Source organism: Streptomyces iranensis, from assembly GCF_017874715.1.
GTDB lineage: Bacteria > Actinomycetota > Actinomycetes > Streptomycetales > Streptomycetaceae > Streptomyces > Streptomyces iranensis.
Map to the genome: position 1 here is coordinate 20,953 of NZ_JAGGLR010000028.1, position 16,128 is coordinate 37,080.

Below are 16,128 nucleotides of genomic sequence, written 5' to 3' on the forward strand. Positions count from 1 at the left end.
TTGGACGGTCACGGCGGCCGGCGGTGGAATCGCGGTGTGACCGAGGAACCGAAAACCAGTGTCCAGGTGATGAGCCGCTACGCCACCGAGCCCGCCACCGGCGTGGCCAGGAAGACGGGACGGAAGGCGTGAACGTGGCGTATTGGATCGTCGCTGGTCTGCTCGCCCTCTTCTACCTCTACGGGGGCGGGGTGAAGGTGGTCCGGAGCCGTGAGCGGCTCCGGCCGATGATGTCCTGGGTGGACACTACGCCGATGGCGGCCGTCAGGGCCATCGGCGTGATCGAAGTGCTCGGCGCGATCGGGCTGATCCTCCCACCGCTGACCGGCATCGCGCCCTGGCTGGCCCTGGCCGCGGCCATCGGGTTCGTGGTCCTGCAGATCGGCGCCACCAGGGTGCATCTGCGCCGCGGAGACCGCCACGTGGCGCTCAACATCTCGCTCCTTCTCGCCGCGGCCGTGACGATCTGGCCGGCGACGACATGGCTATGACATCGGACAGGGCCACTCATGGGCCCACCCAACCAAAAGGTGACAAAATGATCCCAGGAGGTTGATCCACACCGGGCAGGAGGACCGGCGGACCCGGACGCGGGTGAGGAAAAGGCAAGACAGGAAACCCGGCCACATGAGTTCGCGCTGGACGACCCAGACCGGTCGAAGGCCGAACAGAGCACCAGCGAGGGAGGCAGCGATGATGAGCGACGACAGGGCAGACGACGTCTATCAGCCGACCGGCACCAACGAGGAGCAGGAGGACGCGGCCCCCCTGGACGCCCAGGACTCCCTGGACGAGCGCGACTACGACGAGATGCTCGACGAGGGCTACTCGCCACCGGAGAAGCCACTGGGTGTCACCAAGCACGGCACGACGGCGGCCGAACAGCGCGAGCGCGAGACGCTCGACGAGCGGTTGGCCGAAGAGACCCCCGACGTCGAAGCCCCGGCGGGCGACGGGGTGGGAGATGTGCAGGATGGTGAGGGCGAACCGATCGACCCCGAGGCGGGAACCGACCGCACCGGCCGACTCGTCGCCCCCGATGAGGGAGCGCACACCGACATCACCAAGGAAGCCATCGCCAGGGACGAAGGCATCGACGCGGGCGCCGCCGGGGCCGAGGAAGCCGCCGTGCACACCGTCCTGGATGAACAACTCGAAGAGGAAGGCGACGCGGATCCGGGTAGTTGACCCTGCTACGGCGCGGCGGAGTCGATCGGGACGCTGAAGTAGTCCTGGGGGCTGGTGCGTTCGATCTCTCCGCTCTCCAGCTCGTTCGGGTGGGGTCCAGGCCGCGCCCCGCTCGTCCAGGAGCCGGAAGGCCCGGTCGACCGGCCCGAGTTCGGAGACCTGCCCGTGCTCGGTGAGGTCCCCGAGGTGGGACAGGAAGACGATGTTCTCCTCGCGTGCGCGGCGGAGGAGATAGCGGAAGGACGCCTCCACCGGCGCCCGGTGGATGCTCTCGCCGTCGAAGCGGTACTGGGTGTCCGGCATGACGGCCACGGGACTGCGGCTCATTGGTCTGACGGGGACTGCACTGTGCAGGGGGCGACACCGGCCCGGGGCGGGCCGGTGTCCGGGGGGATGTGAAGTGTCCGCGGGTGATGTGAAGTGTCCGCAACCTCCGCGCCGGTGGACGCGGTTCAGTGGTGCAGATCCTCGGCGGTAAGGGTGTCCCGGGTCTCCGGCGCCCAGGCCAGGCTGACGGCCGTACCGAGCAGCAGCACCAGCGCCATCCATCCCATCGACCAGCCCGCGCCGAAGCGGCTCAGGCTGACCGGCAGGACGAAGGTGCCGATGGCCGACGCCACCCTGCTGGTGCCGTTGAGGAAACCGACCCCGGAGCCGCGCAGCGCGGTGGGGAAGAGTTCCGCCGGATAGACCTGGGTGATGGTGGAGGCACCGGCCATGACGAAGGTGTAGATCAGGAACGGGACCATCAGCGCCCCGCTGGAGCCTTCGCTGAGCACGGCCATGGCCCCCAGACACAGCGTGAGGATCGCGAAGGTGCCGATGGTGAACGGCCTGCGGCCCAGGCGCTGCACCGGCCAAAGCCCGATCACCCCGCCCAGCAGCAGGGCCAGGTTGAGCACCAGGTTCTGGGTGTCGGCCCCGGAGATGTTCAGCGTGGCCAGGATCTGCGGCATGAAGGTGTAGATGGCGAAGTAGGGCAGCACCTGGGCGCTGTAGAAGATGACACCGAACCAGGTCTTGGTCGCCTGACCGCGGGCGAAGAGCTCGCGGTAGCGCGCCGCGGGTGGCTGCGCGGCGGCCGCGGCCTCCGCGTCGGCGGCGGTGGCCTCGGACTGCCCCAGGTAGGTGCGGCGGATCCGGGCGGCCTCGGTGGCGCGGCCACGGGCGGCCAGCCAACTCGGGGATTCCGGGATGCCGATCCGCAGCAGCAGCACCAGCAGGGCGGGCAGGGCTCCGCTGGCCAGCAGCCAGTACGCGGTGGTGCCATTGATCGGGATGTACGTACCCAGGACGTTGGCCAGTACGTAGCCGACGGTCCACAGCACGGTGAGCGAGCCCAGGAGGACACCGCGCAGCCGGCCGGGGACGAACTCGGAGAGCAGGGTCGGGCCGACGGCGTAGTCCGCGCCCAGACCGAAGCCGATCGCCAGCCGGAGCAGGAAGAGGACCAGCGGGCTGTGTGCCCAGAACTGGGCGGCGGAGGCGACCGCGATGAGCACGAAGTTGTAGAGGTAGAGCTTCTGGCGTCCGATCACGTCCGCCACCCGCCCCAGCAGGATGCTGCCGAAGAACAGGCCGATTAGGGCGGACGCGCCGAGCAGACCCTGCCAGACGCCGGACAGGTGCATGGTCTCGCCCAGGGCGGGGAGCACCGCGCCGATGACACCGAGGGCGTAGCCGTCGGAGAAGTTCGCCCCGAAGGTGGTGGCCGTCACCCGGATGTGGAAACCGGTGAGTGGCTCGGTCGAGGCGGAGCCCGACACGGGCACCGCCTCCCGCTCCCCCGCCGTCCGCGCGTCCGCCGCCTCCGTGTCCACTGCCACGCCTTGCCTCCCGACCGATCGTTCACCGTCTGGACGGCCAGCATGCATGAATTCATACAGTCAAACAATAGGTTGATTGCAGATTCTCATTCACTGACGGTGAAGATCCATATGCGGCCCGCCGGTCGGGCGGTGACGCTGAGGGCACGTCTGAGCACAGACAGGTGGGGCATGAACACCATCGAAGAGACCGTCGAGGTCGCGGTCCCGGTACGCACCGCCTACAACCAATGGACCCAGTTCAAGAGCTTTCCCCGGTTCATGTCCACGGTGAAGGGGGTCGAGCAGATCAGGCCCGCGGTCACCGAGTGGGTCATCGCGTTCGGCCCGGTGCGCCGCACGTTCCAGGCGGAAATCGTGCGGCAGGCCGGGTGGGAGGGCTTCGGGGCCCGGTTCTACGATCGGACACGACCAAGGTACGTGCACGGGCCAGCGGTTGCCCGGCCGGCTGCCTCGTGCCGTACGGAAGGGCGGCCGCCCGTGGCGGCGGGGGACCACAAGGATGTGAGACGTGAGTGAACGCCGGACGGCATCAAGTGCCTCGCCGGCCGTCGGGCGGGCGCTGGACGTCCTTCTGCACCTCGCCGGCCGCTCGGGGCCGGTTCGGGCATCGGCGCTGGCCAGAGACCTGGAGATGCCCCGCTCATCGCTCTACCACATCCTCGCGGTCCTGGTTGATCGCGGGTTTGTCACCTATGTCCCGGAGGAGCAGGCATACGGTCTGGGCGTCGCGTCCTTCGAAATCGGCTCCGCCTACCTGCGGCACGAGCCCCTGAAGCGACTCGCCCGCCCCATTCTGCGCAACCTGTCGAGCAGGCTCGGCCAGTCGGTGCACCTGGGCATCCTCTACGGCGCCGAGACGGTCTACCTCCTCAAGGAGCGGCCGCCGAGAGGACCTCACGGGTACACCGACGCCACTCCCGTCACCGACGTCGGCGTCCGGCTGCCGGCCCACCTCACGGCCAACGGCCGTGCGATCCTGGCCCACTCCAGCGAGGCGCACCTCCGGGCGGTCTTCCCCCGGCCGGGGGATCTCCGCACCCGTACCGGCAGAGGCCCCCGGTCGCTGACGGAGCTGCGGAACCTGCTGGCGCGGGACCGTGAGCGCGGGTGGTCGGAGGAGGTCGAGCTGGTCTCCGATGGGCTCCGGTCGATAGGGGTACCGGCGTTCGATCACAACGAGCGGCCCATAGCGGCCGTCAGCAGCACATGGCGGCGCCACCACCACCGGCATGAAACGGATCATGTGCGGGACATCCTGCAACAGGGCGCGGCGCGGCTGACGGCGGCGGTGGCCGGCCACGCTCCCCAGGCCCACGGAACGGACGGCACACAGGGCGGCGCGCAGGGCGGCACACAGCGCGGCGCCTAGGGCGGCGCACAGTGAGCGGCCGTCGCAGACGCCTTCGCCACGTGGCGGAAAGATGAAGGGTCACCGACCAAGGCGTTCACGGAACGGGCTTCTCGGATCCGAGAAACCCCGACCACATGGCTGGCTCCCGGCGTATGCGGCACGTGTCATGGGCACGGAACTCCCCGATCTCCACGCACCACGGCCCCCCACGGGCCGGCACTCCCCATACGGACGCGCACCCCCGCACAGACGCGCTCCCCCCACAGATGAAGGATCCAGCACCGACCATGACCGCGAACTGTCCCGACGCGACCGGGAACATCCCGCCCCAGGAGACCGACGCCACCCTGCACTTCACGGGCCCGGCCACCTTCGGCCGCGTCCCCCGCCTGGACCAGGTCGGCACCGCGGACATCGCCGTGGTCGGGGTGCCGTTCGACGCCGGTGTCTCCTACCGGCCCGGGGCCCGCTTCGGGGCGAACGCCGTCCGGGAGGCGTCGCGCCAACTGCGCCCCTACAACCCGGCCCTGGACGTGTACCCGTTTCACTACACCCAGGTCGCCGACGCCGGTGACATCACCGCCAATCCCCACAACATCGACGAGGCGGTCGAGAGCATCGAGGCGGGCTCGGACGCTCTGCTGTCCACGGGCGCGCAGCTGATGACACTGGGCGGAGACCACACCATCGCGCTCCCGCTCCTGCGCTCGGTGGCCCGCCGCCACGGCCCGGTGGCACTGCTGCACTTCGACGCGCACCTGGACACCTGGGACTCCCACTTCGGCGCCCGGTACACCCATGGGACTCCGTTCCGCCGCGCGGCCGAGGAGGGCCTCCTCGACACCTCAGCGCTCTCCCACGTCGGCACCCGCGGCTCGCTGTACAGCAAGGAAGACCTGGACGAGGACACCAAGCTGGGCTTCGGGATCGTCACCGCGGCCGATGTGATGCGACGCGGGGTGGACGAGGTGGTCCAGCAGCTCAAGGAGCGCATCGGCAAACGGCCGCTGTACATATCCGTGGACATCGATGTCCTCGATCCCGCACACGCCCCGGGCACCGGCACCCCCGAGGCGGGCGGCCTCACCTCGCGGGAACTGCTGGAGATCGTGCGCGGGCTCGCCGATTGCTATGTGGTCTCCGCCGACCTGGTCGAGGTCGCCCCCGCGTACGACCACGCCGAGATCACCGCCGTGGCCGCGTCTCACACCGCGTATGAGCTGATCACCCTCATGTCCCGGCAGATCGCCTTCTTCCGCTGGGTGGAGGAGAACAAGCCGTCGTAGACGCTCGACCTCGCGTCCCGCTCAGCCGCCGAGGAGTACCAGCGGCTGCTGGGTGTCCCCCGTGGCGCGGAGCCCGGACAGGCCCTGCGTGAGCTTCCCGTCGAGCATCTCCACCAGCGGTACGCCGACCGGCTCCCGCATGCCACTCCCGCCCAGGTGTTCACCGCACCGCACACGGACGAGGTGTTCCGCGACGGCGCCCTGCGGCCGGCCGACCACCATGCCGCCGGTGGCAACGCCACGTATGTCTACCAGTTCGGCTACCACCCGGCCGAGGACCCCGGCCATCTGGGCGCCACCCGCTGCTGGGAAACCCCTCGGACACCGAGCGGGCACGGCACGACTGAGGCCACCGCACGGATCCGCCACTTCGGCTGAGGGTCCGCGAAGCGCCGGTGGGCACATACGGACGAGGCGCGCCGTGCCGAGGGCCGTCACACGGAATCGACGTGGGGCGCACCAGGCCGGTGCGGATGGCCCCGGCGAGGATCGGGGTCACCTCGAGGCCGCAGACATGCGGCAGCGCCCCAACCGTGCCGGTCAGGAAGGCGTACAGCGCGTCGCTCGGATCGGTGGCGGCCACCGCCACCAGCAAATTGCTCGAACCCGTCGTGGCCGCGGTGAACCACACTTGCGGATGGCGGCTGAAGATCTGCCCGGCGTGGCGGCGGTGGTGGCGATCCGGCTGGGGCGGCGACGGATACGCAGCACTATGGGGATGAGGTGCGGGAAGAGGGCCGGATTGGGCACGGCCGTCGCCCGCAGGGTGCGACTCTATCCGGTGACCGGCATGGCGTTTCCTGTCGCGATCTGTGGGATACACGGCGCTATCGTCATGGCAGCGGTCCGGCCGCCGCACGAGGCTGTGGACAGCGTCCCACCGCCGGGGCGTACTGCTACGGACACGGAGAGCGGATACATGACGACTGACCTTGATATCGCGGCGGGTGTGAAGGTGCCGGCGACGACGCTGACGCGCGAGGCGACGGAGCTGATCCGTGATACGACGAGCGAGCTCATCTATCACCACTCACGCCGGGTGTACTTCTTCGGCAGTCTGCAGGGCCGCGGGCGCGATCTGAGCTTCGACCCGGAGCTGCTGTATCTGGGGGCGATGTTCCACGACGTGGGCCTGAACGAGGCGTTCCATGCCAGCGGCCACCGCTTCGAGGTGGACAGCGCGAACGAGGCGAAGCGGTTTCTGCAGGCTCATGGTGTCCCCGAGGACAGCGTCCGCCGGGTCTGGACGGCGATCGCCCTGCACACCACTCCCGGCGTCCCCGAGTTCATGGAACCGGAAGTGGCCCTGGTGACGGCCGGTGTCGAGTACGACGTGCTCGGCATCGGATATGGGGATCTCTCCGCCGAGGACCGGGAAGCGGTCGTGGCGCTGCATCCGCGCCCCGACTTCAAGAACAGGATTCTGCGGGCGTTCACCGACGGCGTCCGTTCCAAGCCGAAGACGACGTTCGGCAACGTCAAGGCGGATGTCCTGGAGCACTTCATGCCCGGCTTCGAGCGGGGGGACTTCGTGCGGACGATCCTGGATTCCCGGTGGACGGAGTAGCCCGGCGGGCGCCGGGACCATCGCGGAGATCACGGGCATCCGGTGGCGGACGCACCGTCGCGATCGTCGCGTTCGACGGGGTGCAGCTGCTGGATGTCACCGGCCCGGTGGAGGTCTTCACCACGGCCAATCACTACGGTGCCGACTACCACGTACGGGTCGTCTCCCTCACCGGTGACGCCGTCACCACCTCCTCGGGGCTGGTGATCAGTGCTGATGGCGCGCCTGGCACACTGCCGCAACGCCTGGGCACCCTGCTGGTCCCCGGCCGAAGGGACTGGCGCTCGGCAGTGGCCGACACCGATCTGATCGGGCTCGTGACCGACCTGTCGACGCGGGCGGGACGCGTGGCGTCGGTGTGCGCGGGGGCCTTCGTCCTGGCCGAGGCCGGCATCCTGGACGGCCGCCGCGCCGCCACGCACTGGGAACTGGCCTCCCAGCTGGCCGCCGCCTACCCGCAGGTGCGGGTCGACGGCCATCCCGTCTTCGTCCGGGACGGCCATGTGGCCACGTCGGCCGGTATCACCGCGGGGATCGATCTTTCGCTGTCCCTGGTCGAGGAGGACTGGGGCGCGGACGTGGCACGCGATGTGGCCAGGCAGCTGGTGGTCTTCATGGCCCGGCCGGGCGGGCAGGCGCAGTTCAGCGCACGGCTGGCCCCGCGGGAACCCCGGCATCCGGCGGTGCGCCGGGTGATGGACCGCGTCACCGCGGACCCCGCCGCAAGCCATACGCTCGCCACGCTGGCCGGCTCGGGCGGTGTGAGCGTCCGTCACCTCGAGCGGCTGTTTCGCACCGAGGTCGGCATGACCCCCGGCCGTTACGTCGAATCCGTCCGCGTCGAGGCCGCCCAGACCCTGCTCGCCGATGACACCGGCACGGTCGAGGAGGTGGCGCGGCAGGCGGGGTTCGGCTCCTCGGAGTCGCTGCGCCGGGTCTTTCAGCACACCCTCGGGGTCTCACCGACGGTCTACCGCGCCCGCTTCCGCAGCACCCTCGGCGACCGGACGCGCTGAGGGACGCCGGCCGGGGGTGTGCCGACAGCAAACGGCCCTCACCGACGGGGGAACGGTGAGGGCCTACGTTCAGTGTGGCACGAATCAGCACGGAAGAATCCGTTCCGAGCCACAAACATCGCATATATCTGCCGCCCGGCTCCCCGCCGGTGCGGCCGGTGCCCCTCCGGCACGGTCCCCCCGTAGCTCCCCCGAGGCGGAGGATCCACCTCCACCGGGGGTATGCGCGAGGGAGCCCACGTCCTGAGACGGAATCCGGAAGTCGTTGACGGGGACTGTAACGCACTGCCATCCTGCTGAATGTGAGCCAAGCCGAGAAATTCGCCGTGCGTCTGCACGTCGATCTGCGACGCCAAGCCAGCGCCATCTGTGCCGCCGGCCGTTGAGTCATTCGCGCTCCGCTCTTTCGCTCCTCTTTCCGCTCGGCATCTGACGGTATCCGCTGCCCTCTGAGCACGGCCGGTCCTGCCTGCGTCCGCTCCCCCGCCTTCCGCTGATTTCCCCTCACTTTGTGACGGCGGAAAGCACGAGGAGCGGCTTCATCGCACCCCAGGACCCCGCGCGCGGTTTGCCGGACAAGTGCTGAGCGGTTATTGGCCTGCCCTCCGCGTCCCCTTACGCAAGGACCTCGTTATGCGTACAGCTAATTCCAGGCGACAATTCATGACCCTGCTCGGCGCCTCGGTCGCGGCGGTGAGCTGCGGAACGGCCACGGGCAACTCCTCCGGGAAGCAGACCAAGAAGCTCCGGTACCAGGGGTGGGCGGGCCAGGTCACCGTGCCGGAGCTCGCCGAGGACCTGGGATATCTGGGCGATGTGAAGCTGGAGTGGGTGGGCAACACCATCAGCGGTCCGCAGGACATCCAGTCAGCGGCCACCGGGCAGATCGACTTCGGAGGGGCCTTCAACGGGGCCGTCGTCAAACTGGCCGCGAACGGCGCCCCCATCACCTCCGTCATCAGCTACTACGGGTCCGATCAGCACGCGTACAACGGCTTCTTCGTGCTGGCCGACAGCCCCATCCGGTCGGCCCGCGACCTCCTCGGGAAGAAAGTGGGGATGAACACCCTCGGCGCCCACTCCGAGGCGATGCTCGATATCTATCTCAAGCGCCATGGACTGTCCAAGGCGGAGATCGGCAAGGTGCAGCCCCTGGTGGTGCCGCCGGTCAATACCGAACAGTCGCTGCGGCAACGCCAGATTCAGGTGGGCGTGCTAGGGGACATCCTGCGGGACAAGGCCGTGGCCCATGGCGGTGTCCGTCCGCTGTTCACCGATGTCCAGCTGCTCGGGGCATTCAGCGCCGGAACGTATGTCATGACCGATCGCTTTCTGCGGCAGAACCCGGACACGGCCAAAGCCTTCGTCACCGGCGTGGCCCGCGCCATCGAGTGGGCCCGCGTGACACCGCGCGAGCAGGTGATCGCACGGATGACGCGGATCGTGAGGAAGCGCGACCGGAAGGAGGACGCCACACCCCTGAAGTACTGGAAGTCCTTCGGGGTCGCCGAGACCGGCGGCCGGATCACCGACAAGCAGCTCCAGTTGTGGATCGACTGGCTGGAGGAGCGCGGCGACATCAAGCGCGGCAAGGTCACGGCGTCCGACCTCTACACCAACCAATACAACGACTACCGCCCCGCGAGCCACCCAAGCCCCACGAACCCCACGAACCCCGAGAGCGCCCCGTCCGGCTCCCCGGCCCCCTCCCCCACGACGACCCGGAGCTGATCCCATGACCGTCAAAATCGCCTTTGAGCAGGTCCGCAAGGTGTTCCCGGTGCAGGGGACGGCGGGCTCCCGCCGGGCCACCGAGTTCACCGCCCTGGACGGGATCGACCTGGAGATCTCCGCGGGCGAGTTCACGGTGGTCGTCGGGCCCAGCGGGTGCGGCAAGTCCACACTGCTCGATCTGCTCGGCGGCCTCACCCGGCCCACCAGCGGGCGGATCCTCCTGGACGGAGAGCCGGTCACCGGCCCCGGCCTGGACCGGGGCATCGTCTTCCAGCAGTACGCCCTGCTTCCCTGGCGCACGGCCCTGGGCAATGTGGAGTTCGGCCTGGAGGCCACCGGAGTGCCGCGGCGCCGGCGCGCCGAACGCGCCAGGGAGTACCTGGACCTGGTGGGCCTGTCCGGATTCGAGGACCGGCATCCGCATGAGCTCTCCGGCGGGATGCGGCAGCGCGTGGCGATCGCGCGCAGCCTCGCCTACGACCCGGATGTGCTGCTCATGGACGAGCCGTTCGCCGCCCTGGACGCCCAGACCCGGGAGCTGTTGCAGGACGAGCTGTTGCGGATCTGGGAACGCACCGGCAAGACGGTGGTCTTCATCACCCATGGCATCGAGGAAGCGGTCTACCTCGGACAGCGGGTGGCCGTCCTCACCTCCCGCCCCGGAGTCGTCAAGGAGGTCGTACCGATCGCGCTGGACGCCCGCGCCACGGCGGACGACGTGCGCTCGAGTCCGGAGTTCGCGCGCCACCGGCACCGGATCTGGAGCCTTCTGCGGGACGAAGTGGCCCGCGCCCAGCAGCTGGAGAAGGAGAGTGTTCCCGCATGAGCCCCGCGACCGGGACGACCACCACCGCGACAACGGACCCCACCACGGCCGAAGCCGCCCCCGAACCACGTACCACCGCGGGCGCGCCGGCACCGCGCGAGGCGCCACGCCGGGCGGCACCGCTGACGGCCATGGCCCGGACCGCCGGCCGCCGGCTGCCCGGCCTGCTGCTGCGCGCCCTCACCAAAGTGGCGGCGCTCGCCGCCCTCCTGGCCGTATGGGAGATCGCGCCCCGCGCGGGCCTGGTGGACCGCACCTTCCTGCCGCCCTTCAACGAGGTCGCCCGCGCCTGGTGGGAGCTGCTGGGCGACGGGCAGCTCACCGACAACACCGAGGCCAGCCTGGTGCGTTCGTTCACCGGATTCGGTCTGGCCGTCGCCATCGGCGTGCCACTCGGGCTGCTGATCGGCCGCTACCGGCTGGTCGCGGATCTGCTGGGACCGCTGCTCGAAGTGTTCCGCAACACCGCCGCCCTGGCGCTGCTTCCGGTGTTCGTCCTGCTCCTGGGCATCGGCGAGACGTCCAAAATCTCGATCGTGCTCTACGCCTGCACCTGGCCGATCCTGCTCAACACCATCAGCGCGGTGCGCAACGTGGACCCCACGCTGCTGAAGCTGGCGAAGTCCATGGACCTCCCCGCGCTCCGGCTGTTCCAGAAGGTGATCCTGCCCGCCTCCGTACCGACGATCTTCACGGGGATACGGCTGGCCGGGGCCTCTTCCATCCTGGTGCTGGTGGCCGCGGAGATGGTCGGCGCCAAGGAGGGGCTCGGCTATCTGATCAACACGTCCCAGTACAACTTCGCCATTCCGCAGATGTACGCCGGGATCCTCACCATCTCCGTCATCGGCGTGGCCTTCAACCAGCTCCTCGTGACCGTGGAGCGCCGGCTCAGCTCCTGGCGCGTCCCGGTGCGGAGCTGATCCGACGAAAGCGAGAGGGGCTGTCGTATGACCACGCTCGATCTGACCACTGACGTCCTCGTCGTCGGTGGCGGCCCGGCCGCCACCTGGGCCGCCCTGAAAGCGGCCCGCGCCGGTGCCGACGTCGTCCTCGCCGACAAGGGGTACTGCGGTACCAGCGGCGCCACCGCCTCCGCGGGCACCGGCGTGTGGTACGTCCCGCCCGAGCCCGCCGCGCGCGAGGCGGCCATGGCGAGCAGGGAGGCGCTCGGCGGCCACCTCGCCGACCGGCGCTGGATGGCACGCGTCCTGGACCAGACGTACGAAAGCGTCAACGAGCTCGCGGACGAGGCCCGTTACCCCTTCCCGACCGGGCCGGACGGACGACCGCTCAGGAACGGTCTGCAAGGCCCCGAGTACATGCGGCGGATGCGTGTGCGCGTCCGGCGCGCGGGCGTACACGTCCTGGACCACAGCCCGGTCCGCGAACTGCTCGCCGACACCTCGGGCGCGGTGGCGGGCGCCACCGGATACCGGCGCCAGGCGCAACAGCCGTACCGGGTCCGCGCGGGTGCGGTGGTCCTGGCGACCGGCGGCTGCGCGTTCCTCAGCGGTGCCCTCGGATGCAACGTCAACACCGGTGACGGCGCCCTGTTCGCAGCCGAGGCCGGAGCCGAGCTGTCCGGGATGGAGTTCTCCAACGCGTACGCCATCGCGCCCGAGCACACCTCGGTCACCAAGACCGCCTTCTACACCTTCGCCACCTTCTTCCACGAGGACGGCACGGTGCTGGAGGGCGCGGCGAGCCAGGGCGGACGCTAGGTCATCGCCCGAGCGCTGCTGGAGGAGAAGGTGTACTGCCGCCTGGACCGCGCCGACGCGGCCGCGCGGGCGGCCATGCGCCTGGCCCAGCCCAACTTCTTCCTCACCTTCGACCGGCTGGGCATCGACCCCTTCACCCAGCGCTTCGCCATCACCCTGATCGCCGAGGGCACCGTGCGCGGCACCGGCGGAATCCGCCTCACCGGTGACGACTGCGCCACCACGGTGCCCGGACTCTACGCGGCGGGTGACGCCGCCACCCGCGAGCTGATCTGCGGCGGCTTCACCGGCGGCGGCAGCCACAACGCGGCCTGGGCCATCTCCTCCGGCGGCTGGGCGGGGCAGGCGGCGGCGCGCCACGCGCGCTCGCACTCCGGCGGCGCCCGCATCCGGCGCACCGTCCCGGTGGGTGGCGCGGGGCTGCGCCCGACCGGAACACCGGGACCGGCCGACGGCTTCCGCGAGGTGGTCGCCGCCGTCCAGGGCGAAGTCCTTCCGTACCGGAAGAACTATCTGCGCCACGGAGACGGTCTCGCGGCCTCCCTGCGGGCGCTGGACGACACCTGGCATCGGCTGCGCGCCACGCTGTACGCCGGCGACGGGGATGCCGTACGGGCCCGGCAGGCCGCGGCGATGGTGGCGCACGCCCGCTGGATGTACACCGCGGCGCTCGCCCGCACCGAGACCCGGGGCATGGCCAAACGGCTCGACTTCCCCGCCCAGGACCCGGGGCAGCACCACCGCATCGTGACGGGCGGTCTCGACCGCGTATGGACCCGCCCGGAGCCCCTGACCACCGCACCACGAGAGGTTGCCTGATGATCGAGCTGGTCTCGGCCGAGCGCTGTATCGCCTGCGACAAATGCGTGAAGGTGTGCCCGACGAACGTCTTCGACCGGGGCCCGGACGGCGTGCCGCTGCTCAGCCGCCGGGAAGACTGCCAGACCTGCTTCCAGTGCGAGGCGAACTGCCCGGTCGACGCGCTGTTCGTCGCGCCCGTCACCCATCCGCTGCCCGACGACCGCGCGGTGCGCGACGAGCGCCATCTGGACCGCACCGGTCTGCTCGGCAGCTACCGCCGCCATATCGGCTGGGGCCACGGCCGGACGCCCGGGGCACTGCGGGCCGTGGGCCCGCGACTGCCCGCACCGGACGGCAGACCGCCCGCACCGCCCATCACCTCCTGAATCCTGAACACGCCACCGAAGGGAAAGAGCCCGCATGAGCACCAGCACCGCATTCGACATCCGGCGGATCGGCGGCCGGATCGGCGCCGAGGTCCTCGGTGTCACACTCGCCGACGTCATCGACCCCGCGCTCGTCTCCGACCTCAACTCCGCGCTCCTGGAGCACAAAGCGCTCCTCTTCCGTGACCAGCACCTGGACGACGCCGCCCAGCTCCGCTTCGCCTCCCTCTTCGGGGAGCTGACCGCCGCACACCCCACAGTGCCGTCCGTCGAGGGGCAGCCCAGCATCCTGCCGGTCGACGCCGAGGGCACCCGCGCCAACCGCTGGCACACGGATGTCACCTTCGTCCGTACGCCCCCGAAGCTGTCCACCCTGCGCGGCATCGTGGTCCCGCCCTACGGCGGCAACACGCTCATCGCCAACACCGGCGCGGCCTACCGCGACCTGCCCCGGCCGCTGCGCGAGCTGGCCGACACGCTGTGGGCCGTGCACACCAACGACTACGACTACGCCGCGCCGCCGAGGAACGAGAAGGCGGCCGAACACCGCAAGCGGTTCGTCTCCCGGAAGTACCGCACCGCCCACCCGGTCGTGCGGGTCCACCCCGAGAGCGGCGAACGCGGTCTGTTCATCGGTGGCTTCGCCCAGAGTTTCGTCGGCCTCGACCCATCCGAGTCGCACGATCTGCTGCGGATCTTCCAGTCGTATGTCATCCGCCCGGAGAACATCGTGCGCATCGCCTGGTCCCCGGGTGATGTGGTGGTCTTCGACAACCGCATCACCCAGCACTACGCACCGGACGACTACGGCGATCTGCCGCGCCTGCTGCACCGGGTGACCGTGGCGGGCGATGCCCCGGTCGGTGTGGACGGCGAGCGCAGCCATGTCCTCGAAGGGGACGAGGCCGGCCACTACACCCCGGCCGCCGCCGCCTGAGGACCACCGTCCTCAAGCGCCACGAACGCGCCACGAACGCGCCACGACAGTGCCCGCCCGGTGTGCGCGATCCGCACACCGGGCGGGCCCGGCGTGTGCCGCTACGCCCCTTCGCGGGCCGTGCGCGCCGCGCGGGCCAGGTCCAGGTCGGTGGTCTCCGGCGCCAGGAACTGTGACACGACGGCGCCGACCACCAGCACTCCGGCGCCGACCAGGAGCACGAACTCCGCTCCGAAGTGGTCGAGCCCCATCGGCAGCAGGAACGTACCGATCGCGGCACCCACCCGGCTCATGGCCGTGGCGAAGCCGACGCCCGTGGTGCGCAGGGACGTGGGGAACACCTCCAGCGGATAGACCGCGGTCAGCGCGGAGGAGGCGGCGTTGAGGAAGATGAAGAACAGGAAGCCGACGACGATGACGGGAGTGGAGGACGGCCACACCGCCACCAGGGCCAGACACCCGGCCGTGATCCAGAACGGCGGGATCAGCAGCTTGCGGCGGCCGATCCGCTCCACGACCAGGCACCCCGCGGTGACACCGGCCACGGCGGTGAAGGAGTAGACGAGCAGCGCCGCCACCGCGTTGTCCCCCATGTGCAGAGCCTCGAAGACGTCCGTCCAGAAGGTGCCGATGGCGAAGTACGGCAGCACGAGGGCGGCCCAGAAGACGCTGGCGAACACCGTGGAACGGATATGCTGCCGGCTGAACAGCGCACGGAACCCGTCCTGCCGCACTTCGTCGCGCTCGTCGAGTTCCGCGGCGACATCCACCTCGATGCCGTACTTCTCGATCAGCGCCTCCGCCTCGTCCCGGCGCCCCTGGCTCAGCAGCCAGCGCGCGGACTCCGGGATGCCACCACGCAGCGCCACACACACCAGCGCGATCACCGCACTGCTCGCCAGGGACCAGCGCCAGCCGCCGTCGACTGAGGTGAACAGCGCCCCCACGACCGTGGCCAGCGCGTACCCCAGGTACCAGCTGATCTCCAGGCTCGCCAGCAGCCGCCCGCGGCCACGTCGGCCCGCGTACTCCGACAGCAGCGGCGCGCCGATCGCGTACTCGCCGCCGATCGCCACGCCCATCACCAGCCGGATGAGGAAGAGCTGTGGGCCGTCCACGACGAAGAACTGGAGCACCGAGCCGACCAGGAAGATCACCATGTCGATGAGGAACACCGGCCGGCGTCCGAACCGGTCGGCCAGCCGGCCGAAGAGCGGCCCTCCGACGAAGATGCCGATCAGCGGTGCGGCACCGACCAGCCCCTGTTCCACGGAGGTCAGATGGAGGTCGTCGGTGATCGCCCCCATCGCCAGGCCGATGCCACCGATGATGTAGCCGTCGATCCCCTGGCCGATCTGAGTGGCCAGCTTCAGCTTGGTGTGCAGCCGCTTCCGTTCGCGTTCGGTGGCGGGTGCGCCCGGCGGTGTGCTGGGCTCGTTGTGCTCGGTCACAGGCGTCGTTGCCATGCGCGGATCCTTACTGG

17 protein-coding genes and 1 pseudogene are annotated in these 16,128 nt (G+C 70.0%); 16 read left to right on the top strand and 2 right to left on the bottom strand.

Annotation, left to right across the window (positions count from 1 at the left end):
- The first annotated feature begins 128 nt into the window (after nucleotides 1-128).
- Both J2Z30_RS39840 and J2Z30_RS39845 read left to right on the top strand, forming a co-directional pair.
- A complete protein-coding gene (locus J2Z30_RS39840; protein WP_044567159.1) occupies nucleotides 129-491 on the top strand; it encodes a DoxX family protein in 363 nt (120 codons plus the stop codon).
- Nucleotides 492-693: 202 nt separating this feature from the next.
- Nucleotides 694-1,188: a DUF5709 domain-containing protein gene (locus tag J2Z30_RS39845; protein WP_044567161.1), complete on the top strand. Its 495-nt coding sequence runs from the start codon at nucleotides 694-696 to the stop codon at nucleotides 1,186-1,188.
- Nucleotides 1,189-1,640: 452 nt separating this feature from the next.
- On the opposite strand, the gene J2Z30_RS39850 is transcribed toward J2Z30_RS39845, so the two are convergent.
- Nucleotides 1,641-3,014: an MFS transporter gene (locus J2Z30_RS39850; RefSeq protein ID WP_052701147.1), complete on the bottom strand. Its 1,374-nt coding sequence runs from the start codon at nucleotides 3,012-3,014 to the stop codon at nucleotides 1,641-1,643.
- Between the two features lie 171 nt (nucleotides 3,015-3,185).
- Here J2Z30_RS39850 and J2Z30_RS50245 point away from each other — a divergent pair.
- The 14 genes and pseudogenes from J2Z30_RS50245 to J2Z30_RS39915 form a co-directional block, all read left to right on the top strand.
- A pseudogene (locus tag J2Z30_RS50245) lies at nucleotides 3,186-3,407 on the top strand (SRPBCC family protein); the annotation flags it as partial.
- A 118-nt stretch (nucleotides 3,408-3,525) separates the two neighbouring features.
- A complete protein-coding gene (locus J2Z30_RS51490) occupies nucleotides 3,526-4,386 on the top strand; it encodes an IclR family transcriptional regulator (RefSeq protein ID WP_044567163.1) in 861 nt (286 codons plus the stop codon).
- Nucleotides 4,387-4,655: 269 nt separating this feature from the next.
- Nucleotides 4,656-5,654 carry an agmatinase gene (speB, locus tag J2Z30_RS39865; RefSeq protein WP_245388983.1) on the top strand — a complete coding sequence of 333 codons (999 nt, stop codon included), beginning with the start codon at nucleotides 4,656-4,658 and terminating at the stop codon, nucleotides 5,652-5,654.
- Between the two features lie 156 nt (nucleotides 5,655-5,810).
- Nucleotides 5,811-6,032: a hypothetical protein gene (locus tag J2Z30_RS39870; protein ID WP_044567165.1), complete on the top strand. Its 222-nt coding sequence runs from the start codon at nucleotides 5,811-5,813 to the stop codon at nucleotides 6,030-6,032.
- Between the two features lie 541 nt (nucleotides 6,033-6,573).
- Entirely contained in the window at nucleotides 6,574-7,221 is a 648-nt protein-coding gene (locus tag J2Z30_RS39875) for an HD domain-containing protein (RefSeq protein ID WP_044567167.1), read from the top strand.
- A 62-nt stretch (nucleotides 7,222-7,283) separates the two neighbouring features.
- Nucleotides 7,284-8,237, top strand: coding sequence for a GlxA family transcriptional regulator (locus tag J2Z30_RS39880; protein ID WP_044580770.1), 954 nt, complete (start codon nucleotides 7,284-7,286; stop codon nucleotides 8,235-8,237).
- A gap of 326 nt (nucleotides 8,238-8,563) precedes the next feature.
- Nucleotides 8,564-8,623 carry a putative leader peptide gene (locus tag J2Z30_RS51925; protein WP_369293940.1) on the top strand — a complete coding sequence of 20 codons (60 nt, stop codon included), beginning with the start codon at nucleotides 8,564-8,566 and terminating at the stop codon, nucleotides 8,621-8,623.
- Between the two features lie 277 nt (nucleotides 8,624-8,900).
- Entirely contained in the window at nucleotides 8,901-9,968 is a 1,068-nt protein-coding gene (locus tag J2Z30_RS39885; RefSeq protein ID WP_245388984.1) for an ABC transporter substrate-binding protein, read from the top strand.
- A 4-nt stretch (nucleotides 9,969-9,972) separates the two neighbouring features.
- Nucleotides 9,973-10,797, top strand: coding sequence for an ABC transporter ATP-binding protein (locus J2Z30_RS39890; RefSeq protein WP_044567169.1), 825 nt, complete (start codon nucleotides 9,973-9,975; stop codon nucleotides 10,795-10,797).
- The gene (locus J2Z30_RS39895) at nucleotides 10,794-11,720 is read left to right on the top strand and encodes an ABC transporter permease (RefSeq protein ID WP_044567171.1); all 927 of its coding nucleotides are present in this window, start codon (nucleotides 10,794-10,796) and stop codon (nucleotides 11,718-11,720) included. Before J2Z30_RS39890 ends, J2Z30_RS39895 begins: the two co-directional genes overlap by 4 nt.
- Before the next feature lie 27 nt (nucleotides 11,721-11,747).
- Complete coding sequence (locus J2Z30_RS39900; RefSeq protein WP_209469031.1) at nucleotides 11,748-12,521, top strand: FAD-dependent oxidoreductase; 774 nt, start codon at nucleotides 11,748-11,750, stop codon at nucleotides 12,519-12,521.
- Nucleotides 12,522-12,551: 30 nt separating this feature from the next.
- A complete protein-coding gene (locus J2Z30_RS39905) occupies nucleotides 12,552-13,340 on the top strand; it encodes an L-aspartate oxidase (protein WP_209469032.1) in 789 nt (262 codons plus the stop codon).
- Nucleotides 13,340-13,708 carry a 4Fe-4S dicluster domain-containing protein gene (locus J2Z30_RS39910; protein WP_044567172.1) on the top strand — a complete coding sequence of 123 codons (369 nt, stop codon included), beginning with the start codon at nucleotides 13,340-13,342 and terminating at the stop codon, nucleotides 13,706-13,708. The genes J2Z30_RS39905 and J2Z30_RS39910 overlap by 1 nt, the downstream gene beginning before the upstream one ends.
- Nucleotides 13,709-13,742: 34 nt before the next feature.
- A complete protein-coding gene (locus tag J2Z30_RS39915) occupies nucleotides 13,743-14,645 on the top strand; it encodes a TauD/TfdA dioxygenase family protein (protein WP_044567174.1) in 903 nt (300 codons plus the stop codon).
- 101 nt (nucleotides 14,646-14,746) lie between these two features.
- Here the strand turns inward: J2Z30_RS39915 and J2Z30_RS39920 are convergent, their stop codons facing one another.
- Complete coding sequence (locus tag J2Z30_RS39920) at nucleotides 14,747-16,111, bottom strand: MFS transporter (protein WP_052701148.1); 1,365 nt, start codon at nucleotides 16,109-16,111, stop codon at nucleotides 14,747-14,749.
- Nucleotides 16,112-16,128: the final 17 nt, after the last annotated feature.

Coding starts and splice junctions, on each gene's coding strand:
- J2Z30_RS39845 (WP_044567161.1), top strand. CDS start 694: ATGATGAGCGACGACAGGGCAGACGACGTCTATCAGCCGACCGGCACC.
- speB (WP_245388983.1), top strand. CDS start 4,656: ATGACCGCGAACTGTCCCGACGCGACCGGGAACATCCCGCCCCAGGAG.
- J2Z30_RS39875 (WP_044567167.1), top strand. CDS start 6,574: ATGACGACTGACCTTGATATCGCGGCGGGTGTGAAGGTGCCGGCGACG.
- J2Z30_RS39885 (WP_245388984.1), top strand. CDS start 8,901: ATGACCCTGCTCGGCGCCTCGGTCGCGGCGGTGAGCTGCGGAACGGCC.
- J2Z30_RS39890 (WP_044567169.1), top strand. CDS start 9,973: ATGACCGTCAAAATCGCCTTTGAGCAGGTCCGCAAGGTGTTCCCGGTG.
- J2Z30_RS39895 (WP_044567171.1), top strand. CDS start 10,794: ATGAGCCCCGCGACCGGGACGACCACCACCGCGACAACGGACCCCACC.
- J2Z30_RS39900 (WP_209469031.1), top strand. CDS start 11,748: ATGACCACGCTCGATCTGACCACTGACGTCCTCGTCGTCGGTGGCGGC.
- J2Z30_RS39910 (WP_044567172.1), top strand. CDS start 13,340: ATGATCGAGCTGGTCTCGGCCGAGCGCTGTATCGCCTGCGACAAATGC.
- J2Z30_RS39915 (WP_044567174.1), top strand. CDS start 13,743: ATGAGCACCAGCACCGCATTCGACATCCGGCGGATCGGCGGCCGGATC.
- J2Z30_RS39920 (WP_052701148.1), bottom strand. CDS start 16,111: ATGGCAACGACGCCTGTGACCGAGCACAACGAGCCCAGCACACCGCCG.